The 22,254-nt window shown below is 60.2% G+C and carries 17 protein-coding genes; 12 read left to right on the forward strand and 5 right to left on the reverse strand.

Annotation, left to right across the window (positions count from 1 at the left end; all coding sequences use genetic code 11):
- Nucleotides 1-3 precede the first annotated feature (3 nt).
- The 9 genes from rplJ (at nt 4) to JO015_11275 (ending at nt 14,727) form a co-directional block, all read left to right on the forward strand.
- Entirely contained in the window at nt 4-546 is a 543-nt protein-coding gene (rplJ, locus tag JO015_11235; protein MBV9999669.1) for a 50S ribosomal protein L10, read from the forward strand.
- Nucleotides 547-760: 214 nt separating this feature from the next.
- On the forward strand, nt 761-1,147 hold the full coding sequence (rplL, locus tag JO015_11240) for a 50S ribosomal protein L7/L12 (GenBank protein MBV9999670.1): 387 nt from the start codon (nt 761-763) through the stop codon (nt 1,145-1,147).
- Nucleotides 1,148-1,727: 580 nt separating this feature from the next.
- Complete coding sequence (rpoB, locus tag JO015_11245) at nt 1,728-5,555, forward strand: DNA-directed RNA polymerase subunit beta (protein MBV9999671.1); 3,828 nt, start codon at nt 1,728-1,730, stop codon at nt 5,553-5,555.
- 168 nt (nt 5,556-5,723) lie between these two features.
- On the forward strand, nt 5,724-9,836 hold the full coding sequence (gene rpoC / locus JO015_11250) for a DNA-directed RNA polymerase subunit beta' (GenBank protein MBV9999672.1): 4,113 nt from the start codon (nt 5,724-5,726) through the stop codon (nt 9,834-9,836).
- A gap of 156 nt (nt 9,837-9,992) precedes the next feature.
- Nucleotides 9,993-10,541, forward strand: coding sequence for a cob(I)yrinic acid a,c-diamide adenosyltransferase (locus tag JO015_11255; protein ID MBV9999673.1), 549 nt, complete (start codon nt 9,993-9,995; stop codon nt 10,539-10,541).
- A 211-nt stretch (nt 10,542-10,752) separates the two neighbouring features.
- A complete protein-coding gene (gene rpsB, locus JO015_11260) occupies nt 10,753-11,481 on the forward strand; it encodes a 30S ribosomal protein S2 (protein MBV9999674.1) in 729 nt (242 codons plus the stop codon).
- 101 nt (nt 11,482-11,582) lie between these two features.
- Nucleotides 11,583-12,233, forward strand: a complete 651-nt coding sequence (gene tsf / locus JO015_11265; GenBank protein MBV9999675.1) for a translation elongation factor Ts — start codon at nt 11,583-11,585, stop codon at nt 12,231-12,233.
- A gap of 276 nt (nt 12,234-12,509) precedes the next feature.
- Complete coding sequence (locus tag JO015_11270) at nt 12,510-13,265, forward strand: phosphatase PAP2 family protein (GenBank protein ID MBV9999676.1); 756 nt, start codon at nt 12,510-12,512, stop codon at nt 13,263-13,265.
- 1,057 nt (nt 13,266-14,322) lie between these two features.
- Nucleotides 14,323-14,727 (forward strand): hypothetical protein, encoded by a 405-nt coding sequence (locus JO015_11275; protein MBV9999677.1) that lies wholly within the window; start codon nt 14,323-14,325, stop codon nt 14,725-14,727.
- A 123-nt stretch (nt 14,728-14,850) separates the two neighbouring features.
- Here JO015_11275 and JO015_11280 read toward each other — a convergent pair whose 3' ends face one another.
- Nucleotides 14,851-15,195: a hypothetical protein gene (locus JO015_11280; protein ID MBV9999678.1), complete on the reverse strand. Its 345-nt coding sequence runs from the start codon at nt 15,193-15,195 to the stop codon at nt 14,851-14,853.
- A gap of 355 nt (nt 15,196-15,550) precedes the next feature.
- Here JO015_11280 and JO015_11285 point away from each other — a divergent pair, with 355 nt between their 5' ends.
- Complete coding sequence (locus JO015_11285; GenBank protein MBV9999679.1) at nt 15,551-16,948, forward strand: UTP--glucose-1-phosphate uridylyltransferase; 1,398 nt, start codon at nt 15,551-15,553, stop codon at nt 16,946-16,948.
- Nucleotides 16,949-16,993: 45 nt separating this feature from the next.
- On the opposite strand, the gene JO015_11290 is transcribed toward JO015_11285, so the two are convergent.
- On the reverse strand, nt 16,994-18,202 hold the full coding sequence (locus JO015_11290) for an alpha/beta hydrolase (protein ID MBV9999680.1): 1,209 nt from the start codon (nt 18,200-18,202) through the stop codon (nt 16,994-16,996).
- A gap of 160 nt (nt 18,203-18,362) precedes the next feature.
- Between JO015_11290 and JO015_11295 the strand changes: the two genes are divergently transcribed.
- The gene (locus JO015_11295; GenBank protein ID MBV9999681.1) at nt 18,363-18,923 is read left to right on the forward strand and encodes a response regulator; all 561 of its coding nucleotides are present in this window, start codon (nt 18,363-18,365) and stop codon (nt 18,921-18,923) included.
- A 78-nt stretch (nt 18,924-19,001) separates the two neighbouring features.
- Here JO015_11295 and JO015_11300 read toward each other — a convergent pair whose 3' ends face one another.
- Genes JO015_11300 through JO015_11310 form a run of 3 tightly spaced genes read right to left on the reverse strand, consistent with a single transcriptional unit; the run spans nt 19,002 to nt 21,282 of the window.
- On the reverse strand, nt 19,002-19,262 hold the full coding sequence (locus tag JO015_11300; GenBank protein MBV9999682.1) for a glutaredoxin family protein: 261 nt from the start codon (nt 19,260-19,262) through the stop codon (nt 19,002-19,004).
- On the reverse strand, nt 19,259-20,383 hold the full coding sequence (locus JO015_11305) for a M28 family peptidase (GenBank protein ID MBV9999683.1): 1,125 nt from the start codon (nt 20,381-20,383) through the stop codon (nt 19,259-19,261). The genes JO015_11300 and JO015_11305 overlap by 4 nt, the downstream gene beginning before the upstream one ends.
- Nucleotides 20,380-21,282, reverse strand: coding sequence for a ParB/RepB/Spo0J family partition protein (locus JO015_11310; GenBank protein MBV9999684.1), 903 nt, complete (start codon nt 21,280-21,282; stop codon nt 20,380-20,382). Before JO015_11310 ends, JO015_11305 begins: the two co-directional genes overlap by 4 nt.
- 185 nt (nt 21,283-21,467) lie before the next feature.
- Here JO015_11310 and JO015_11315 point away from each other — a divergent pair, with 185 nt between their 5' ends.
- On the forward strand, nt 21,468-22,148 hold the full coding sequence (locus JO015_11315) for a hypothetical protein (GenBank protein ID MBV9999685.1): 681 nt from the start codon (nt 21,468-21,470) through the stop codon (nt 22,146-22,148).
- The last annotated feature ends 106 nt before the right edge of the window (nt 22,149-22,254 follow it).

A 22,254-nucleotide genomic window follows, 5' to 3' on the forward strand; every position in this document is an offset into this window, starting at 1 on the left:
ACCATGCCCAGACCAGAGAAACAGACTATCGTCGACGACTTGTCGGCGCGGCTGAATGCGTCGCCCTTTTTGATCGTAACCGAGTACGCCGGTATGAACGTGTTGCAGTTCTCGGAACTGCGGAACCGTCTTGCCGGCGTGGGCGCGCAGTGCAAAGTCGTCAAGAACACCTTTCTACGCCGGGCGGCGGCCGACGTCGGTCTTCCCGATCTGGGTGAAAGCCTGGTTGGCCAGACGGCCATCGTCATCGGCGAGAGTGATATCAGCGCCGCCGCCAAGGTCATCAAAACCTTTTCCACCGAATTTAAACGGCCTCAGGTCAAGGCGGGTGTACTGGATCACGCGTTCCTGTCAAAGGAACAGGTCCAGGCGCTGGCCGATCTGCCGTCCAAGGAAGTATTGCAGGCCCAATTGCTCGGCCTCCTGAAGTCACCGTTGCAGCGGCTTGTCACCGTGCTGAATGAGCCGGGCGCTTCGCTGGCACGGCTGTTGAAGGCCAAGGTCGAAAAGGAGGGTGAGGCCGCTCCGGCGCCGGCTGCAGAATAAGTTTCAGGATGCCGGAAACCAAACGGGTGCCGCGAATGGCTCATTTGTGGCGTTTGGTCATTCGTGGCATTTGTGGCATTTTCATTCCCCCGCGGCGTGCCAGAAGCCACGCGCTGCGTTGCAAACCAAAAACGGTTCCTCGTCGGGTCTCGCAGCTGTGAGATCTTAAATGCTCCTGAGGCTTCGGAGCGCGACGACACCTCAATCACACACCATGGCAGATACCGAACAACTCGTACAGCAGCTCAGCGGCCTCACCGTTCTGGAGATCGCTGACCTGGTGAAAAAACTCGAAGAAAGATGGGGCGTGAGCGCGGCTGCACCCGTTGCGGCAGCGGCCGCTCCGGCCGGCGGCGCCGCCGCTCCGGCCGCTCCGGTTGAAGAAAAGACCACCTTTGACGTGATCCTCAAGGAAGTCGGCCCGAACAAGATCGCCGTCATTAAAGAGGTTCGCGCCTCGGTCTCGGGGCTCGGTTTGGCTGAGGCGAAAGCCTTGGTCGAAAGCGCACCGAAACCGGTCAAGGAAGGCGTCTCCAAGCAGGAAGCTGAGGACATCAAAAAGAAAATCGAAGGTGCGGGGGCCAAGGTCGACATCAAGTAAACTTGCGACCGTACCATTGTGCGAAAGGACGCCCGGTTACCCGGGCGTCCTTTCCTTTTTTAATGCCACAAATGTAAGAGAGTGCCGGGTGCCGGGTGTCGGGTGTCAAGTGTCGGGAGAATGCCACAAATGATGAGCCATTAGCGGCACCTTCCACCGGTGACACGGTGGGAAGGCAGGAATCATCCGCAGAACACGCAGAAGGACGCAGAAAAGAGAAAACATCCACAGATTACGCAGATTACACAGATCAGGGGCATACGGCGGCCCCTGCTCCGAACCCCGAACCCCGAACTCCGAACTCTACTCGACACCCGACGCCCCTCCGCATCTGTGGCATCGCCTGGGTTGCGCTTTTGCGGAAATGCCGTATACTGTGGCCGCTGTAACAGCGGGGAACTCGACAATATAACTCGCAGGTCTGAATTTATCTTAAAGAGACAGCTCCACACACGAGGTCGATTTGACAAGGTCCGTGTCTGGGGCTATTCCTGTTCCCCTTTGCCGTTCCGACTCGCACCGTCACGGTAGACCACGGTACGGCAATTTAGAGCCGGTCGGAGAGAGAACACGATCCCGTATGTCAGAGCGCATTTACTTTGGAAAAATCAAGGAGGCGATCGAGCCGCCCAACCTCATCGAGGTCCAACTCAACTCGTACGTGGAGTTTCTGCAGAAAGAAATCCTGCCGAGCAAGCGAAAAAATGTCGGTTTGCAGGCGGTTTTCAAGGAGGTTTTCCCCATCCAGAGCTACGACGACAAGGTTGTCCTTGATTTTGTCAGCTACGACATTGGTGAACCCAAGATGTCGGCATTGGAATGCCAGCGTGAAGGGCAGACGTTCAGCGCGCCTTTGCACGTGACGTTCCAATTGCGGGATGAAAAGGGGACCAAGGAGGAAAAGGTGTACATGGGCGAAATCCCGCTCATGACGCAGCAGGGAACGTTCGTCATCAATGGCGCCGAGCGCGTTGTGGTGAGCCAGTTGCACCGTTCGCCGGGTATTGCGTTTGAATCCTCGATTCACCTGAATGGAAAAGTCCTTTACAGTTTCCGCATCATTCCGGATCGCGGTTCCTGGCTGGAAGTCCAGTTCGACACCAACGATTTGCTGTACATTTACCTGGACCGGCGCAAGCGCCGCCGCAAGTTCCTGGCCACCACGTTCCTGCGGGCGGTCGGTTTCGGCACGGATGAGGAGATCATCAAGCTCTTTTACGACGTTCAGAAGCTGCGGCTTAGCAATGATCTGGACGAAGAGAGCCTTAACAGCAAGGTCCTGATCCACGATGTGCGGGACGGCGAGATCACGGTTGCGCGCGCCTTTGAGCCGCTGACCAAGACGACCGTTCAGCAGGTGCTGAGCCTCGGTATCCAGGAAGTCGACGTGGTCGACACCAAAGATGACGACACGATCATCAAGTCGATCAAGAAGGACCCGGCCCACGACGAAGAGGAAGCCCTTAAGGACATTTATCGCCGGCTTCGTCCGGGTGACCCGCCGACTGTCGCAAACGCCCGCGGCCTGCTGAAACGCCTGTTTTTCGACCCGAAGAAATACGACCTGGGGCGCGTCGGCCGGTACAAGATCAACCAGAAGCTTGGGATCAACGTTGAGCTGGCCGAGCGGACTCTGACCAAGGAGGATTTCATCGGGGCGATGAAGTACCTGGTGACCTTGCGCAAGGGCGAAGGCATCCTGGACGACATTGATCATCTGGGCAGCCGCCGCGTTCGCACCGTGGGCGAGTTGCTGGCGAACCAGTGTCGGGTGGGTTTGGCCCGTACCGAGCGCCTCGTCAAGGAGCGGATGACGTTGTTCGACGTGAACATCGACGGCATGACGCCGCAGAAACTGATCAACCCGAAGGCGCTCAGCGCGGTGATCCGCGACTTTTTCGGCCGATCGCAGTTGAGCCAGTTCATGGACCAGACCAACCCGCTGGCCGAGTTGACGCATAAACGGCGCCTTTCGGCACTCGGGCCCGGCGGCTTGAGCCGCGACCGTGCGGGGTTCGAAGTCCGGGACGTGCACCCGTCGCACTACGGGCGCATCTGTCCGATCGAAACGCCGGAAGGACCGAACATCGGTCTCATCAGCTCGATGAGCACCTTTGCGCGCATCAACGAGTTCGGCTTTATCGAAACGCCGTATCGGCGCGTCGAAAACGGCCGGGTGACGAGCCAGATTGATTACCTGACCGCTGACCGGGAAGAGAATTACCTCGTCGCGCAGGCCAACGCGCCCGTGGACGTCGAGGGCAACTTCCTGGACGAGAAGGTCTCGGTGCGTTTCCGGGGAGATTTTCTGGAAGTGGAACCGACGAAGGTCCATTACATGGACATCTCGCCGAAGCAGCTGGTTTCGGTGGCGGCCGGTTTGATTCCGTTCCTGGAGCACGATGACGCGAACCGCGCCTTGATGGGTTCGAACATGCAGCGCCAGGGCGTGCCGCTGATCCGTTCGGAGGCTCCGCTGGTCGGCACCGGTCTCGAAGGCAAGGTGGCCCGCGATTCCAAGGCGGTGATTGTGGCCGAGGACGACGGCATCGTGGCTTCGGTCTCCGCCGACATGCTCATCACGACCCGGGACGGCCGCGTGCCGGAGTTCAAGAAGAAGATGATCAGCCGTCCGGACGAAGGCATTTTCGTCTACGAACTGCGCAAATTCATGCGGTCCAACGCCGGCACGTGCATCAACCAGAAGCCGATCGTGCGCAAGGGTGCGAAGATCACCAAAGGGCAGGTGATCGCTGACGGGCCGAACACCGAAGACGGCGAGCTGGCCCTCGGCCGCAACGTGCTGGTGGCGTTCATGCCGTGGAACGGCTACAACTTCGAGGACGCCATCCTGATTTCCGAGAAGGTGGTGAAAGAGGACATCTACACCTCGATCCACATCGACGAATTCGAGATCGGCGCCCGCGACACCAAGCTCGGGCCGGAGGAAATCACGCGCGATATCCCGAACGTGAGCGAGGAAGCGCTGCGCAACCTCGGCTCGGACGGGGTCATTCGCGTCGGCGCGGAGGTGAAACCGGGCGACATCCTCGTCGGCAAGATCACGCCGAAGAGCGAGACCGAGCTTGCGCCGGAAGAGCGGCTTTTGCGGGCCATCTTCGGCGAGAAGGCGGCGGACGTGAAAGACACCTCTCTGACGGTGCCTTCCGGTACGTACGGAATCGTCATGGACGTGAAGGTCTCATCCCGCAAGGAGGTCCAGAAGCAGAAGCTGACGCCGGTTGAGACCAAGCGCCAGGCCAAGCAGATTTCCGAGGATTACAAGAAGCGGAAAGACGAGCTGCACGAAGAACTGACCGAAGCGCTCTCCAACATCCTGCTGGGTGAAAAGATTCCGCTGGATGTGGTGAACGCCGAGACGGGGGAAATCATCATCCCGGCCAACCGCAAGATCACCAAGACGCTGCTGCGCAAGCTGGCGGGCGTTTACGATCACATCGACATCGACCCGAGCCCGATCCGGAACAAGATCCGCGAGATCATCAGCTCGTTCGAACACAAGTTTGCCGAGTTGGATCTGGAAAAGGAGCGGTCGCTGGACCGGATAGAAAGCGGCGACGACGTTGATCCCGGCATCATCAAGCAGGTCAAGGTCTACATCGCGAGCAAGCGTAAGCTGAGCGTCGGCGACAAGATGGCCGGCCGTCACGGCAACAAAGGCGTTGTCGCGAAGATTGTGGCGGAGGAAGACATGCCGTTCCTGAGTGACGGTACGCCGGTTGAAATCGTCCTGAACCCTTTGGGCGTGCCGAGCCGTATGAACGTCGGGCAGGTGCTGGAAACGCACCTCGGCGTGGCGGCCAAAGCGCTCGGGTTCAAGGTTGCGACCCCGGTGTTCGACGGCATTGAGGAACCGGAAATCCGCCGGTACCTGACCGAGGCCAAACAGGTGGATGGATTCCGCTGGGTGAACGAGAACGGCAAATCGACGCTGTACGACGGCCGGACCGGTGAACCTTTTGAGCAAGCGGTCGTGGTGGGTTACATCTACATGCTCAAGCTCGGTCACCTGGTCGCGGACAAGATCCATGCCCGTGCCGTGGGTCCGTATTCGCTGGTGACGCAGCAGCCTTTGGGCGGTAAAGCCCAGTACGGCGGCCAGCGGTTCGGAGAGATGGAGGTCTGGGCGCTTGAAGCGTATGGGGCAGCCTACACGCTGCAGGAGTTGCTCACCGTCAAATCGGACGACGTGCAAGGGCGTACCCGCATTTACGAGTCAATCGTGAAGGGTGACAACTCGCTTGAAGCCGGCACGCCGGAGTCATTCAACGTGTTGATCAAGGAGATGCAGAGCCTCGGGCTGGACGTCAAAGTCGGTGGCCGGTCGGCGTCGGGTGCATACGGTGAGACCCTCCTGGACGGTGAACCGGTGGCGGCTACGCTGTGATCAGACCTTAGCCGTGCGCAACCGAGCAACCTGTTTCGGCTCGCCCCGGAACGACGTTCCCGGGACGGATTTCAATCGTGCAAGAAGAAAGCTGGCACAAGTTTTAGCTTGGGAAACCGGACCCGGTAACCGGCTCCCGAATCGATTCTACCTTTTACCGGTGGTAATATGAACGAAACCAATTTACGCGAAATCTTCGGAGAAGAGCGTGCGGTCGGGTTCGACCAAGTCGCGATCAGCGTGGCGTCTCCGGACGCGATTCGCTCCTGGAGCAAGGGCGAGGTCAAGAACCCTGAAACGATCAACTACCGGACGTTTAAACCCGAGAAGGGCGGCCTGTTCTGTGAACGCATTTTCGGGCCGACCAGGGACTGGGAATGTTCCTGCGGTAAGTACAAACGGATCAAGCACAAAGGGGTGATCTGCGACCGTTGCGGTGTCGAGGTTACGCTTTCGCGCGTTCGCCGTGAGCGGATGGGCCATATCGAGCTGGCGGTTCCGGTTTCCCACATCTGGTTTTACAAATGCATGCCGTCCCGCATCGGGTTGATGCTGGACATGAGCTCCCGGCAATTGGAGCGGGTGATCTATTACGAAGATTACATCGTCATCGATCCGGGGCAGACGCAGCTGCAGAAATGCCAGCTGCTGAACGAGCAGGAGTACCGCGAAGCCCAGGAACAGTACGGCGACACGTTTGTTGCCGGGATGGGCGCCGAAGCGATCAAGCTGCTGTTGTCGCAAACCGACCTCAACTCGCTCAACGCGGAGTTGGAGGAAGCGATGAACAACACCAAGAGCAAGCAGATTCGCAAGAAACTGGCGAAGCGCTTGAAGCTGGTGCAGGGATTCATCAACTCGCATTCCCGCCCGGAATGGATGATCCTGGAAGTCCTGCCCGTGATTCCGCCGGACCTGCGTCCGCTGGTTCCGCTGGAGGGCGGCCGTTTCGCCACGTCCGACCTGAATGACCTGTACCGGCGCGTCATCAACCGGAACAACCGGCTGAAGAACCTTCTGCAGCTGAAGACGCCGGACGTCATCATCCGCAACGAGAAACGCATGTTGCAGGAAGCGGTGGACGCATTGTTCGACAACGGCCGGCACGGCCGCGCCGTTACCGGCGCAGGCAACCGCCCGCTCAAGTCGCTCAGCGACATGCTGAAGGGCAAAGGCGGGCGTTTCCGCCAGAACCTGCTGGGCAAGCGCGTCGATTACTCGGGCCGTTCCGTCATCGTCATCGGGCCCGAACTCAAGCTGCACCAGTGCGGTTTGCCGAAGAAAATGGCGCTGGTTCTTTTTGAACCTTTTATCATCCGGCGCCTTAAGGAACTCGGCTACGTGCACACCGTGCGCAGCGCCAAGAAGATGATCGAACGGCAGACGCCGGAGGTCTGGGACATTCTGGACGAGGTGACCAAGGGCCACCCCGTGTTGTTGAACCGTGCGCCGACCCTGCACCGCCTGTCCATCCAGGCGTTTGAACCGCAGCTGATCGAAGGCGAAGCCATCCGGATTCACCCCCTCGTCTGTACCGCTTACAACGCGGACTTCGACGGTGACCAGATGGCGGTCCACGTGCCATTGTCGGTCGAGGCCCAGATGGAAGCGCGCCTGCTGATGCTGGCGCCGAACAACATCTTCTCGCCGTCGAGCGGCAAACCGATCACGACGCCGTCTCAGGATATCGTCCTAGGGTGCTATTACCTGACGCAAAACCCGCGTAAGGGCGCCCAGGCAAACGAGCGCCTGCGGTTGTTTTCCGAACTGCAGGAAATCGAGTTCGCCCTGTCTGAAAACGCGATCAAGATCCATGACCGGATCCGGTTCAAGAACCCCGATTTCGGCCGGAAAACCGTTTACGGAAACTCGGAAGCGCGCGTGATCGAGACCACGGCGGGCCGGGTGATCTTCAATGGGATCTGGCCTTCCGCCCTCGGTTTCTTCAACAAGAACGCGGGCAAGAAACAGCTCAGCGACATCATCTGGCGTACTTACCAGGTGGCAGGCCAGCAAAAGACGGTCGAAACCCTGGATAAGCTCAAGGAACTCGGCTTCACCTGGGCAACCCGTGCCGGTGTCTCCATCGGGATCACCGACATGATTATCCCGGATGAGAAGAAGATCGAGCTGGACAAGGCTTACAAGCAGCTCGCGCTGGTGGAGAAGCAATACCGCAGCGGTATCATCACCGACGGCGAGCGTTACAACAAGATCATCGACATCTGGACCCACGCCGGTGAGGAAATCTCGAACGTGATGTTCCGCACCCTCGAACACAACGAGGGCCGCCGCGAACTGAACCCGGTTTACCTCATGCAGGATTCCGGCGCGCGCGGCAACCGCCAGCAGGTGAAACAGCTGGCGGGCATGCGCGGGTTGATGGCCAAGCCGTCCGGCGAAATCATCGAACGCCCGATCACGTCGAACTTCCGGGAGGGGTTGTCGGTGTTGGAGTACTTCATCTCGACCCATGGCGCCCGGAAAGGTCTGGCGGATACCGCCCTCAAGACCGCAGATTCCGGGTACCTGACCCGCAAGCTGGTCGACGCCGCGCAAGACGTGATTGTGGTCGAGGATGACTGCGGCACGCCGAACGGCATCGTGGTGCGCTCGATTTACGAGGGCGACGATGAGGTGGTGGACCTGGCGACGCGCGTGGTCGGCCGGGTAAGTTGCGAGACGATCATTAACCCGGTCACGAAGCAGGACATCATCCGCACGAATCAGCTGATCGAGGAGCCGCAAGGCCAGGCGCTGATGAGTATCGGCGTCGAGCAGTTGAAGATCCGTTCGGTCCTGACCTGTGAGTCCAAACGCGGCATCTGCGCCAAGTGTTACGGCCGTAACCTGGCCACCGGTCAAATGGTGAAGCTGGGCGAAGCCGTGGGCATCATCGCGGCGCAGAGCATCGGCGAACCCGGTACCCAGTTGACCATGCGTACCTTCCACATCGGCGGTACGGCGACGCAGTTGTTCAAGCAGCCGATCATCAAGGCGAAGAACGACGGTACGGTCCGGTTCAACGACCTGCGCGTGGTGCAGTCGGTCGACGGCAACTTCATCGTTCTGAACAAGAACGGCTCGGTGTCGATCCATGCCGAGGACGGGCGCGAGCTGGAACGTTACAACGTGGTGATCGGATCGGTGATCTCGGTCGCTGACGGCGCTCCGGTGAAGCGCGGGGACACCTTCGTGCAATGGGATGCCTACAGCGTGCCGATCCTGACCGAACGAAGCGGTAGGGTCGAGTTCCGCGACATGATCCCCGGCGTGACGGTTCGCCGCGAGGTGGACACGGCCACGGGCGTGATGGGCACGGTGGTGATGGAGCACAAGGAAGATCTGCACCCGCAAATCGTGATCATGGACGACAGCAAAGACGTGATCGCCAGTTATTCCATCCCGGCAGGCGCCCACATCGTCGTCCAGGAAAGCAGGAAGATTCAGGCAGGTACGCTTCTGGCCAAGACGCCGCGGAAAATTGCCAAGACCAAGGACATCACCGGTGGTCTGCCGCGCGTGGCTGAATTGTTCGAAGCGCGCCGGCCGAAGGATGCGGCCGAGATCGCCAAGATCGACGGCATGGTCGAGTTCGGCGGGACGGTACGCGGCAAGCGCCGGCTCATCCTGCGCGACCCGACGACCGGCCAGGAAGAGGAACACCTGATCCCGCTGAACAAGCACATCACGGTTTCCAAGGGTGATTTCGTGAAGAAAGGCTCTCAGCTGACCGAAGGTCCGATTGTGCCGCACGAAATCCTGGAGGTCTGCGGGCCGCAGGACCTGCAGGAGCACCTGGTGAACGAAGTGCAGGAGGTGTACCGCCTCCAGGGCGTTGAGATCAACGACAAGCATATCGAGATCATCGTGCGCCAGATGTTGCGCAAGGTGAAAGTCACGGAGCCGGGCGACACGTCCCTGCTCTGGGGCGACCAGGTTGATCGCCTCGAGTTCGAGCGTGAAAACCGCCGGGTAACCGAGCAGGGCGGCAAGCCCGCCGAAGCGGTGCCGGTGCTGCTGGGCATCACCAAGGCCTCGCTGGAGACCGATAGCTTCATCTCGGCAGCCTCATTCCAGGATACCACGCGGGTTCTGACCGAGGCGGCCACGCTGGGCAAGGTCGATTACCTCCGCGGGTTCAAGGAGAACGTCATCATGGGCCACCTGATTCCGGCCGGAACCGGCTTTGTGAACCATCGCAGCGTCCGGGCCGTCGAAATCGGCGAGCTCAACCCTGAACCGGCGCCGGTACCGGTCACCGAGCCGGCCGTCGGCTGACGGGCAATTGCATTGGAAGGACGGACCGTAAGGTCCGTCCTTTTTGCTTTATGCCGCTTGCCAAAACGCGTTCCGAAATCAAGGATGCCTTTCCCTGAATGACGCCCGCTCAGTTCGGAACCCGTTTCCGGCAAGCGGGATGGAAAAACCTTTTTGATGTCGATCGCAACTAAAACGGGGGATGCCGGCGAGACCGCCCTCATGTATGGCCGTCGCGTGCCTAAAGTGCATCGCCGGGTCGAAGCTTACGGCACCGTGGATGAACTGAACGCCGCGTTAGGCCTGGCCCGCGCATCCACGAAGGTGGCGTTAATCCAGGAGACCATTTTAAAGGTGCAGAAGGAACTGGTCACCCTTATGGGCGAGTTGGCTGTAGCTGACCAGGACCGTGAACGTTACACGAAAGATGGGTACGACGTGGTTACCCCGGCCATGGTGGATCGGCTCACCGCGGTCGTGGATGACCTCGAGAAAAATCATCGCATCACGTTCAAACGCTGGGCGACGCCGGGCTCGACCTTCGCCTCGGCGGCGTTGGATGTTGCCCGGACCACCTGCCGCCGGGCCGAACGAAAGGTTGTCGCCCTGGCCGGGTCCGCCGATTATGTGAACCCGGACACGATCCGTTACCTGAACCGGCTCTCGGATGTGCTGTGGCTTTTTGCGCGCCTGGAGGAAACGATCGAGCTGGATCCGGACCGATGAAGCTGCGATGAAGCCGGCCGGTCCGGCGCAAGTTTTAGTTGCGAACCGATCGTACCTGAAGAATAGTCACCGGCTCAACCCGGAAACAAGATTTACACCAATTCTCGGCTGAAGCGACCGGTGCACCGGGTAGAAAAATCGTCATTCAGACCGGGAATTGATAATGGGTATCAAAGGAACCTAGAGGAACGAGCCGCGGCCGACATCAGATATGTCTTCGATGGAATTAATGACTGAACTCCTGGAAGCAGGGGTTCATTTCGGACACCAGACCAAGCGTTGGAATCCCAAGATGAAACCTTTCATCTTCGAGCAGCGCAATTCGATTTACATCATTAACCTCTCCGAGACGGTCAAACAGCTGCACGCGGCGAGCGAGTTTTTGGCCAACGTGGCGCGCCAGGGCGGCAAAGTGCTCTTTATCGGCTGTAAAAAGCAGGCCCAGGAGGCGGTAAAGGAAGCGGCCGAAGCCTGCGGCCAGTTCTACGTCAATCAGCGCTGGTTAGGCGGTACGTTGACCAACCTGACCACGATCCGCAAAAGCGTTGGCCGCCTGACGTACCTCGAGCAGATCGAAAAATCACCCGAGTACAGCAAGATGGGCAAGCAGGAGCTTTCGGCCCTGCGCCGCGAAGCGGAGAAGCTGCGCCGGAACCTTGAAGGCATCCGCAACATGGAACGCCTGCCGGATGCGTTGGTCATCATCGATACGACCCGCGAGGCGATTGCCGTGGCCGAATCGCAGCGGCTTAAAATTCCGACGATTGCGATCGTGGACACCAACGCTGATCCTGACAAGGTGACCTATCCGATTGCCGGTAACGATGACGCCATCCGGGCCATCCGGGTAATCCTCCAGAAGCTCGTCGACGCCATTTACACCGCCACCCAGGAAGGGAAGAAGGCGGATACCGCCCAGTTGGCGGCCGTCGCTGAATAGGACTACCATTTCTTCCCTCCGTTTTTTCACCTTTATCGCCTTGGTTCCGGTGACCCCCGGCCGAGGCTGAGCGCCGATTTGATCCGCCTTTAAACCTCGTTATGGCTGACGTTAATCCTGCCCTCGTTAAACAACTTCGTGAAAAAACCAATGCCGGCATGATGGATTGCAAAAAGGCATTGGTGGAAGCGGGGGGCGACCTCGCAAAAGCTGAGGATCTGCTCCGGAAAAAGGGCATTGCAAGCGCTTCTAAAAAGGCCTCGCGCTCTGCCAAGGAGGGGACCGTAGCCTCTTACATCCACCTGCAAGGCAAAGTGGGCGTGCTGGTCGAAGTGAATTGCGAGACGGATTTTGTCGCGAAAAACGAGACCTTCCGCGATTTCGTCAAAGACATCACGCTCCACATCGCCGCGGCCCACCCGCTCTACGTGAGCCGGGAACAGGTGCCGGCCTCAACCATCGAGAGAGAGCGCGAGATTTACCGCGAACAGGTCAAAGGCAAACCGAAGAACGTCATCGAGAAAATCGTCGACGGAAAACTCGACAAGTACTACGCCAGCGTTTGCCTGTTGGACCAGCCGTTCATTAAAAATCCCGACCAGACGATCAAGGACCTCATTTCGTCCAAGATCGCCGAACTCGGTGAAAATATCATCGTCCGGCGCTTCACGCGGTACGTGGTGGGTGAAGAGATCGAAGCGGGACCATCAACGGCGGAAGCGCCCCTTACTCCCGGGGTGCCGGTTTCCTGAAGCGCCGATCCTGCCGCGCCTCCCTGCACGTCCAGTCCGGCGCGTTGCCCGGCATCATCGCTGAGAGCGCAATCAACCTAGACGCTCTCGAATGCTATCGGCGTGACGAGTGGAGAGTGGAGTTCGCACGCGAATTGATCGCCTTCAAATGATCAGGCCGGTGCGGAAGATGATGCGCTGACCGATTCGGTCCAACGCAGGTTGTAAGCCGGCCGTCGTTTGCAGTTCAGCAAACTTCTCTCGCCAGGCGAAGCCTGCACTTATTAACGTTCCGCGATGAAAAACGGGCTGAATGCGATTCTGCGCACCCTCCTTGTTCTGGTGAGTTGTCCCTCTTTGACCTATTCGGCGGATCAGGCCGTTGCGCCTCAGCCGCCCGCGGGACCTTCTATGGCCCCGAGCCGCGGCGCGCCGCAACAGCCCTACTACCTGACCGGGAACGAAGATGCCTGGCCGGCTTTTCCTCCAAAACCGGCCCTTGGATCGCCGATCGATCAACTCGACCTTTCCATCACCCTTTCCCTGCAGGTTTCGCGAACGGAAGCTCAGAAGGATGAAGCCATTCGCGACCGAACCTATTCCATCAAGCTTGTGACCGACGTCATCGACGCCGATTTCGAGGTGAAGTACCCGAACACGTTCAAAGTGCTCGCCAACGCTGATCTCGATGCGTATTTCATCACGGCGATGCTCAAGAAGGCGAATGGCCGCCTGCGCCCTTTCGACCAGCACCCGATCCTCGTCGTGCCGCTGTTTACGGTGACCGATTTCAGTTATCCCAGCGGGCACGCGTCCGGAACTCAACTGCAGGCGCGCATCCTCGGAAGATTGTTTCCCGCGCAAAAGGACGCGTTGCTGAAACGTGCCCGGCAGGTTGCGGACAGCCGCGTCGTCGCCGGGGTACACTACACGAGCGACACCGAGGCCGGGTTGGCCTTGGGCGACCTGCTTTTCACCGAGTTGGAAACCCGGCCTGGGTTCCAGAATGATCTCACCGCAGCAGCCGCAAAGGATCAGGTACCCCGACCGTGAGTAGACGGGGCCGGCCCGGGGAGTTTCCCAGGGGTTACCCGCCGGCAGCCCTTAGCCCAGGGTGAATCCCACTGCCATTTAGTTAAGGATACAAGGCCGGGTATTGCTGCTTTCGTCCCGAACGGACGGCTGAGGTTAGGCAGGTAGCTTTTAGTGCCTGTGCGGTGCGGGCGTTCCCCGGGGGTTGTGTCCCCTCGGGACGCCTGAAGGCGGGCGCCGGGCCAGGCGGGCGCCAAAGATTGGGGAGCCGTTCGGGTTTTTGGCGCTGAGGGTCGCACCGGGTTTGATTGGCCGTTTGGGAGCCGGCACCCTCCGGGGCAGCGTTTCAGGCGTCCCGACGGGACGCGCTCCCTCTTAAATGCCCCATCCAGGGACTGAAAGTCCCTGGCTAACCTCAGCCGTCCCTCCGGGACGAAGGCCACGCCCGGCCTTGTATCCTTACTAAACGGCAGTGGGGTAAACCCCTCGACCTGATCTGCGATTCTGCCAACGTCAAGCAAGACCCAGCACCCGCCACGCGTCCGCTCCTCTCTTTATACCATTTCGACGGCTATGGAGGTAAAATTTTGTCTTCCTTCCCAGGTGCTCTGCCAGCGTTACACCTAGTAGACCCTATAAACGATCCGGGCCCAACGGGCCGGCAGACGGTTTGATGGCCTGAAAGGCCAAAGGAACATAGCCCGAGGTTTCACCCTGGGAAGGCGTTTCCCCTCTGACCCCGCCCTGAAGGGGCGGCAGAAAGCGTTGCCGTCGGGTTCTGCCGCCCCTTCAGCAAATCCAACCCGGCGGGGCGGGCGTTTTTTAGGGAGGGCGTACAGGCGTGACGCCTTAGGAGGGCTGGATCGTGATTTGACGGTTACCCAGGGGGTAAAGCCCTGGGCTAAGGTCTCTTGGCCCAACGGGCCGTAAGACGGTCACGGCCGTCCCCGCGCTGCCCTCAAAAAATGTGAGGAATTTTTCGCGATCGGGCGTATCGATCACCACTTCGGCCACCCCGGCGATGGGACTATCTTGACTTTTAGGTCCGTATACTTTCATCAACATTGGTCATTCTCCCATGAATAAACCAAACCCGCTCCACCCTCGTTACTTGCTCCTGATGATCATGGCTTGGGCAGCCGCCGGCCTTGTAGGCTGCGCCAGCATGGAGGCAAGCAACAAAGAATCGTTGTTAACCGCCGCCGGCTTTCGCACACGTGCCCCCTCGACGCCGGCGCAAGTGGCCCTGTATGACCGGATGACACCCTACAAAATCGAACGCCGCGTCAGACACGGCAAAGTGGTCTATACTTTCGCCGATAAGAAAAACCGGCTTGTCTATATGGGGGGCGAAAATGAGTACCAGCGCTATAAGCAACTCGGGCTGCAGCAGTCGATTGCCCAGAACGAGTTGGAGGCGGCCCAAATCAACGAGGAAGCTTCGATGGATTGGGACTGGGGTCCGTGGGGCCTCTGGTGGTAGCGGTAAGTCCACCGGCCGATAGACTGCCCGGGCTGATCGGCGGCACCGAATGACAGCCCCTCAGTCACGGGCAGCCGCTCTTTACCTTCCCAATCAAAGTCAGCAAAGGCTCCAGCGCTTGCCTTACCGGCAGGCCCTTGAATGCTTGCCCGCCAGCCACCACCATAGCCTCTGCAAGGCACCCGTCCACGACGGGTGCGCCCGAGCGGCTTTGCCTGAGACCGGGTGCGGCCCGATCGGAATGTGGTCGCCCACCTTGATCCACGGCTTACCCTGCACGGTAACGACCATGGGCTCCGGCGCATTTACCACCAGAATGCCAACGGTTTGAGGGTGGCGGCCTAACCTGAAAAGAAAATCCGGCTCCAGGCCTTCCGTGCCCGCAGGCACGCTCACCCGGAGGCTGATCCTCCAGCGATCTCCGCCCTCTTGTTCAATCGCCACAACATCCGCGCTGGCGTTGTGCATGGTATGTTTGATACTCAACGCGGCGCCGGTTGCAACCACGCGCGTCGAGCATAGGTACCAAAGAGTCCAGCCATTCTGAACCTTCTTGCAGTAATGGCTTCATGCCGCTCGGACCGGTTAGGATTTGCCCTCTTGCCCGGACGGTCGCGAAGACAAGTTCGAGTGGAAAAAAGGGGTTTTGGTCCGGCACAATTTCCCGTGCTCAACGGCGTTTATCAGCCGGTCAGATCAGCCGGTTTTTGCCCCGGAGTGGCCCTTGAGCTCAACCCGCGACTTCAACCATTGTCGTAAGGTACCTGCATAACCTGCGTAACTGCGCATTTGCCGTTCGCCACACCTGGACCATGGTAACGCCATGCGAGATGCGACAGGGTTGATCCGGTCCAAGATGGAAGGCGAAGGCCTGAGCGAAACGGCCATTAGAGCTTTTCTGTTCCAGTACGCGAAACTCGTTGCCCACGAGTCGGCCGATATTCCCGAGGCGACCATCGAACCCGTAGACCAACTGCCGAAGATTGAGGACTACGAAGAGTCGGGGCGCGTCCGAACCTACCTTTCCCAGACCGCGGTGGTAAAGCTCAACGGAGGACTCGGTACAGGCATGGGCCTCGAAAAAGCCAAAAGCCTGCTCAGGGTACGGGGTGAGCTTACTTTTCTGGACATTATTGTCCGGCAATTCCTGTATCTGCGCCACCACCTGGGACCGGATCTTGGCTTGTTTTTGATGAACAGCTTCAGCACAAGCGCGGATACCCGGAACGCACTCGCACGTTACCCGGAGCTCGGCGACCCGGCTTCTCTCGAACTTCTCCAGAATAAAGTGCCCAAGATCGGTGTCGACTCCTTCGCGCCGATTGAATGGCCGCAAAATCCGCAGTTGGAATGGTGCCCGCCCGGCCACGGTGACATCTACACGGCGCTGGCCGGATCGGGGCTTTTGGAAAGCTTGCGGGCGCGCGACACGCTTTACCTTTTCGTTTCCAATTCCGATAACCTTGGGGCCACCCTGGACCTTCGCCTGCTAAGCTACTTCGTCGAGTCCGGTGCACCGTTCCTCATGGAGGTTACCCGCCGGACGCCGGTGGACCGCAAAGGTGGTCACCTTGCCCGGCGCAAGCCGGACGGGAGGCTGCTGCTACGCGAGTCCGCCCAGTGTCCGGAACCGGACCTGGAAGCGTTTCAGGACATCAGCCGGCACCGTTATTTCAACACGAACAACCTTTGGGTTCGGCTCGATGTGTTGGAATCCGTGCTGAAGGCAGAGAACGGGATCCTGCCGCTGCCGTTGATTCGCAACCAGAAGACGGTCGACCCGCGGAACAAACAATCACCGAAAGTTTACCAGCTCGAGACGGCCATGGGCGCCGCGGTCGAATGCTTCGAGGATTCGACTGCGGTCGAAGTGCCCCGGTCACGGTTTGCACCCGTCAAGACAACGAGCGATCTGCTGACGGTTCGATCGGACGCGTACGCACTCGACGAAGCTTACCGCCTTGAGTTAGTAGCCGAACGGCAGGGAACCCCGCCGGTGGTGGAGCTATCCGGCGACTATAAATTGGTTGATGCCCTGGACGAGATGCTCGCCCGGGCGGTGCCGTCGCTCCGGTCGTGTGAAGGGTTCAAAGTCGATGGGCCGGTCCGCTTTTCTCCGGATACAACCTTCGAAGGGCGGGTTAGCGTTCGCAATCATGAGGCTGAACGGTGGAAGGACCTGCCAGCCGGCCATTACGCAAACCAAACCCTGGAACTGTAGCTGCGCCGTCCCCCGCGGCTGCTGAGCCACGGTGATCTTATTTCGCTACGGTGCGGGCGGAGGGAAGGGCGTGTGGAAGCAGTTGGAAGCAAACTCACCCACGTGCCGGGCGAATAAACGATGCTGCTCCAGCAGCCCCATGTGTTTGGCATTGACCAGGGTTACAAGTTGGGATCCGCTGATCTCTTCGTGCATACGCCGGCTCGCCTCCGGTTTGCACACGGGATCCCGGTCACCGGCCACGATCAAAGCAGGCACTCCCACCGTCTTCAGTGTTTGTGTCGCATCATAGTTCAGCATTCCAAACATGCCTCGGGCCAGGACGCCCGGCCAGGCCCTGATTCCCAGGCGGGTGGCGTAGTCAATTTGTCCCCAAGTAGCATGCCTCGCAAAGCCGCTGGCCTTGGTAGAAAAATGGGAGGAGCCGTTCAGATAACTGAGCTGGTTCATGAGCCAGACCAGCGGCGCCAGCCGGATCGTGAGGTGCAGCAAAGGGACGATCAGCGGCCGCTCCAGCGCGGTGAGCAGGCCGGCGAGGCTGGTGGTTCTCACCGGGTTGGTGTAAGTCGTATGGACCAGGGCCAGGCCGCGAACGCGCGACCCCAGCGCCTCCGGAAACAGCTTGCAAAAGGTCAGGGTAATCATCCCGCCGATGCTGTGGCCCAGCAGAACCGCTGGCTGGCCGGCCGCCAGGCCCAGTACTGCCTCCAGGTCACGCGCGAGGTTATCCAGGCTGTAATCCCGACTGGCGGGCCGGGTGGAGCGGCCCAGGCCGGGCAGATCCCACGTGATGAGGCGAAAACGGCCTGCCAGCTCCCGATGGAGGTAAGTCCACTCGGTCCGGTCGAGCCCCCAGCCATGGATTAGAACGATTGCCGGGGCATCCTCCGGGCCGTAAGACTCGACGTGGAGTTCGGAACCGTCCGGCCGGCCGAGGCGAGATCCGACCGGCGGGTTCTGGTTTCCCGGAGCAGGGGACTCGCCGGGCGGAGGTCCGGCTTTGATGAACAGGCTCAAGATTCCACGCGCGACGAGCACTCCGGCAATGGCCCAGACGAGCAGCGCGATGGCGAGCACCAGGTGCAAGGTCGCGTGGTTGAATCCCAGGCGCGGATCGAAAAACGAGCTCTGATGCACAAGATCATAACCCCATGCATGTTTGTACCATCTGTGGCCGAAGTAAACGCCGGCTCCAATCAGGACAAACGAGAACAGGCCAAAAAACCAGATCCGGAGGATAGACGTAGGGATCACAAACCAAAGGTCGCCGCCGCCCGCCGGGTCGCGCGTAACAACCTGTCAGAACCGTTCTTTAACTTGTTCCAGCGGATTTAATCGTGTTTGAGGCTCAAAGCCGGCGATTTGTTAAGGCCAAACCGGCGGTGACAACCGAAGGGAAAATGAAAAACTACGGATGGCCAGCCAAGTTGCTTCCCGCACGAATACGCGGACACATTGCGAAATTGAAGAATCCTTGGGCGGGACTGCCGTTGCGCTGCAAGCCCGTCCCGTCTTTCTGCTTGCGCCCGAACGCTTTGAAGCACGCCAAGCCGAGCAGGCCACGCCGGTGGGGTTGCGGGTGCTGGTCGTAGACGACAACGTTGATGCTGCGCACACCCTGGCGATGCTGGTGCAACTGGCGGGCCATGACGTCAGGATCGCCTACGACGGGCCGCCGGCGTTGATGCTGGCCCAGGCGTTTCAGCCTCAAGTGGTGTTGCTCGACCTTAACCTTCCGGCCATGGACGGCTACGAAGTAGCCCGCAAGTTGCGCGAAAGACCGGAAACGCAGGAAGCGGTGCTGGCGGCCGTCAGCGGCTGGGGGCAACCGGAAGACCGGCGTCGCTCAAAGGAAGCCGGGTTTGATCGCCATTTCGTCAAGCCGGTCGACCCCAACATCATTACGAAGCTGCTGTCGGACGCTCGGCGGGGAAGGAACGGGCTGCCGCCGGCCAGCTTTTTCGACCGGCATTAAAAAAGTACTCGAGGCCGTGCCGGCGCAGGCTCGGGCCCCGGTCCGGAATCGGACGGGGAGCACCGCCTTCCGCAGCCCTCAGGGCCTCAGGTTGTGCTGTTCCAAAAACTCGGCGAGTTCATCCGGCCCGAAATCCGGCAGCACCAAATCGCCTACCACGAGGGTCGGCGCGTAAGTCTGATCCGAAATCCGCCGCATCTCGCTGTAAGCAGCGCGATCCCTGGTCACATCGACGCGTTCGTAGCGGTACCCGTGTTCGGTGAGATAATCTTCGGCCATCCGGCACCACGGACAACCAGCCTTTATGTAAAGTACAAATTGTGCTGTTTCGGTACTCATAGCCCTGACGGAAAAATCTCCTCCGACAAGACATAAAGTACCAACTGGCCCACCTTTGCAAGTGAGGCCGGGTCGACCCGGTCCAGGTTATCGTCAGCGGTGTGCAGGTAAGGGGACTCAGTGTCGAGCAGCGCGATGGCTGGAATGTTGGCCTGTTGAAACGGCACCTGGTCGCCCAGCACCGGGCGGTTAGCCGCAGCCAATGGGACCGACAGAATCCCGGCTGACCGTTGAAACGTTTCTGCAAGATCCGGGTCACTGTTCGGAGGGTAATAGAGGCGGAAATCTTTTCCGCCAAGGTTCTCAAGGTCAATCACCGCGCGGATCTCACCTGAACGCTGGTGGAGTTGCAGCATCTGAACGGCAAACCGGCTCCCGAAAAGGCCGTCGTCCGCCGTGCTTTGGCGGAACGGGTGGTTCCCGTCCAGGAACAACAATTCCACCTGCGAGGCCACCTGCGGGTACGCGGCGAGTACGCGCGCAATCTCCAGCAAAATAGCCGGACCAGCGGCCCCATCGGTAGCGCCGGACGTCCCCATCAGCTTGGAGCGTTCCGTGTCGAAATGTGCCACCAGCAAAAAGCGTTTCTTGGCGGGCTGACCGCGTCTGAAACGGGCGCCTAACGACCGGAAATCCACCGGGCTTCCATCCGGCGTCTGGTCGGTGAAAGCCGCGGTGCTGACCTGCCAGTCCGCCCCGTTCAGCCGGGCGGCAATCTCCGCCCGTTCGCGGTCGAGCGCCGCGCTGCCCGAAGGCCGCGGCCCGAACGCGACGAACTTGCCGGCATCCGTCAAGGCGAGTTGGCCGTCAAATTCCTTCCAGATCGGTGCGCGCCGGGCAACCGGTCCCGGGGGGATCGGGATCGACACCGCAGGCGGCGGGGTCAGGGTGACGGACGGCTCGGGCATTGGCGTGGCCGGACGGCGGGCAGGGGTCGGGGCGGTTGCAAGTACCCCGTCGGGACTCAGGGTTTCCGGGCTCGGTTCGACGCGGGCCTGGTTATCCGGCGCCCTGGCGGCTAAATCCTTGGTTGCCTCCGGAGGCGGGCTCGGCCGTCTGCAGGCAGTCGAGAGGATAACCAGCGAAAAACAGGTTACAAAAAGCCTTCCGTGGCGGTTCACTCCAACGATACTCCCAACAGCTTTATGATCCGGTCTAAGTCGTCGTTTCCGTAAAAGTCGATTTCGATCCGGCCCCGCTTGTCGGAATGATGAATGGCGACGTGGGTGGCGAGCCGTTCCCGCAACTGGTTCTCCAGGTGCTGCACCGCACGGCCGGTACTGGCCGGAGGCAGTTCCACGGCAGGTTTGGGGCCGGATTTCCCGGTCTTGGACAGGCCGCGTTGAGAGACGTATTGGGCAACAAGTTTTTCGGTCGTTCGAACCGTGGCGCCCTGCCGGATCACCATTTCGGCGACAACCTCCTGCTCCTGCGGATCCGCCAGTCCCAGCAGCACCTTGGCATGGCCCACGCTCAGCCGGCCCTGGACAAGGTAGCTCTGAACCTGCGGCCCGAGATCGAGCAGACGCAAGGAGTTGGCCACGACCGATCGGCTCTTGCCGACCCGGGCGGCGATGTCTTCCTGCCGGAGTTCGAACTCGGCGGCGAGGCGTTTGTAAGCCTGCGCCTCTTCGATCGGGTTCAGGTCTTCGCGCTGGAGGTTCTCGATGAGCGCCATTTCCAAGGCGTCGCGATCGGACGCTTGGCGGACGAGCACCGGCACCTCCGTGAGCCCGAGCTGGGTGGCCGCCCGCCAACGTCGTTCGCCCGCGATAAGCTCGCACTTGGAGTCGACCCTCCGGACGATCAGCGGCTGGATGATGCCGTGTTCCCGGATAGACTCGACCAGTTCCTGAAGGTGTTCCGGCTCAAAATGCTTGCGCGGTTGCAACGGGCTCGGGACCACCTCCGAAAGCGCCACCTTCTCGACGCGTTCGCCGGGGATCTCGACGGGAGACGGGGCTGGTTTCGGGGTGTTGATTAACGCACCCAAGCCCTTCCCGAGGACAACTTTTGCCATAAAGGCCACCAGGGTACCGGACCTCCGAATCGAACGCAAGACGCAGACGCAGGATAACGGGCGCTCCGCCTCTGGCCATCCGGTGAAGTTAGGTGATTTCCGGAGGATCGGTTATGGTTTTGATAGGTGGCGGCGGCGACGTTGATTAACCTGGGCTTCTCACCCGTCCTTTAACCTGGAGCGTGATGCTTTTGGAACGACTTTACTGCATCGATGACCCGGAGCCCCGGCCGGCCGCGCTGAACATGGCGGTGGACGAAACGTTACTGTTGAGCGGTCCGCAGCCGGCAGGCGGTGCCGTCCTGCCCGTGCTGCGCCGCTACCACTGGCAACGTCAAAGCATCTCACTCGGGTATTTCAGCCGGCACGATGGCGTGGCGGCCCGGTATCCCGGATGGGATATGGTGCGCCGTTGGACCGGCGGCGGGCTGGTCGAGCACGCCGGCGACTTCACTTACTCGCTGATCTTACCGGCGGACATAAGCAGCTCACTGCCGAATGACGTGATCTACCGGGCCGTTCACGCCGCCATTGCCGGCGGGCTGCGGCGGTCCGGCGTTTCCGTCGACCAGGCGTCCGAACCCGATCCCGTCGCCTCGGACGCATGTTTTGCGCGCGCGGTCGTCGCTGACCTTCGATCGCACGGCCGCAAAGTCGCCGGGGCAGCCATACGACGGCACCGGCGCGGTCTCCTTCTGCAGGGCAGCGTGCAAGGGGTCACAACGCCGCCGGGGCTGCTGGAAGCATTCGCCGGCGGCTTGGCCGGTGAGGTCCGGTGGGAGCAAATCTCCTTGCCGATCTTACAAGCGGCTGCCCAGGTGGCAGCCGCAAAATATTCCCTCCGAACCTGGACGGAACGGTTTTGAAGAGTGACGGAAATTTTTGAGATTGCATCCACGGTAAAGTCGGCCACGATCGGCTGACGCCGCATGCGCCGGGCCAGGGGTGCTCCCGGTGCCGCGAGCATTTCAG

It is taken from the genome of Verrucomicrobiota bacterium (assembly GCA_019247695.1).
Classification (GTDB): domain Bacteria; phylum Verrucomicrobiota; class Verrucomicrobiia; order Chthoniobacterales; family JAFAMB01; genus JAFBAP01.

Excerpts from the sequence above, each read along its gene's own strand:
- rplJ (MBV9999669.1), top strand. The coding sequence starts at position 4 with ATGCCCAGACCAGAGAAACAGACTATCGTCGACGACTTGTCGGCGCGG.
- rplL (MBV9999670.1), top strand. The coding sequence starts at position 761 with ATGGCAGATACCGAACAACTCGTACAGCAGCTCAGCGGCCTCACCGTT.
- rpoB (MBV9999671.1), top strand. The coding sequence starts at position 1,728 with ATGTCAGAGCGCATTTACTTTGGAAAAATCAAGGAGGCGATCGAGCCG.
- rpoC (MBV9999672.1), top strand. The coding sequence starts at position 5,724 with ATGAACGAAACCAATTTACGCGAAATCTTCGGAGAAGAGCGTGCGGTC.
- JO015_11255 (MBV9999673.1), top strand. The coding sequence starts at position 9,993 with ATGTCGATCGCAACTAAAACGGGGGATGCCGGCGAGACCGCCCTCATG.
- rpsB (MBV9999674.1), top strand. The coding sequence starts at position 10,753 with ATGTCTTCGATGGAATTAATGACTGAACTCCTGGAAGCAGGGGTTCAT.
- tsf (MBV9999675.1), top strand. The coding sequence starts at position 11,583 with ATGGCTGACGTTAATCCTGCCCTCGTTAAACAACTTCGTGAAAAAACC.
- JO015_11270 (MBV9999676.1), top strand. The coding sequence starts at position 12,510 with ATGAAAAACGGGCTGAATGCGATTCTGCGCACCCTCCTTGTTCTGGTG.
- JO015_11275 (MBV9999677.1), top strand. The coding sequence starts at position 14,323 with ATGAATAAACCAAACCCGCTCCACCCTCGTTACTTGCTCCTGATGATC.
- JO015_11280 (MBV9999678.1), bottom strand. The coding sequence starts at position 15,195 with ATGCACAACGCCAGCGCGGATGTTGTGGCGATTGAACAAGAGGGCGGA.
- JO015_11285 (MBV9999679.1), top strand. The coding sequence starts at position 15,551 with ATGCGAGATGCGACAGGGTTGATCCGGTCCAAGATGGAAGGCGAAGGC.
- JO015_11295 (MBV9999681.1), top strand. The coding sequence starts at position 18,363 with ATGGCCAGCCAAGTTGCTTCCCGCACGAATACGCGGACACATTGCGAA.
- JO015_11300 (MBV9999682.1), bottom strand. The coding sequence starts at position 19,262 with ATGAGTACCGAAACAGCACAATTTGTACTTTACATAAAGGCTGGTTGT.
- JO015_11310 (MBV9999684.1), bottom strand. The coding sequence starts at position 21,282 with ATGGCAAAAGTTGTCCTCGGGAAGGGCTTGGGTGCGTTAATCAACACC.
- JO015_11315 (MBV9999685.1), top strand. The coding sequence starts at position 21,468 with ATGCTTTTGGAACGACTTTACTGCATCGATGACCCGGAGCCCCGGCCG.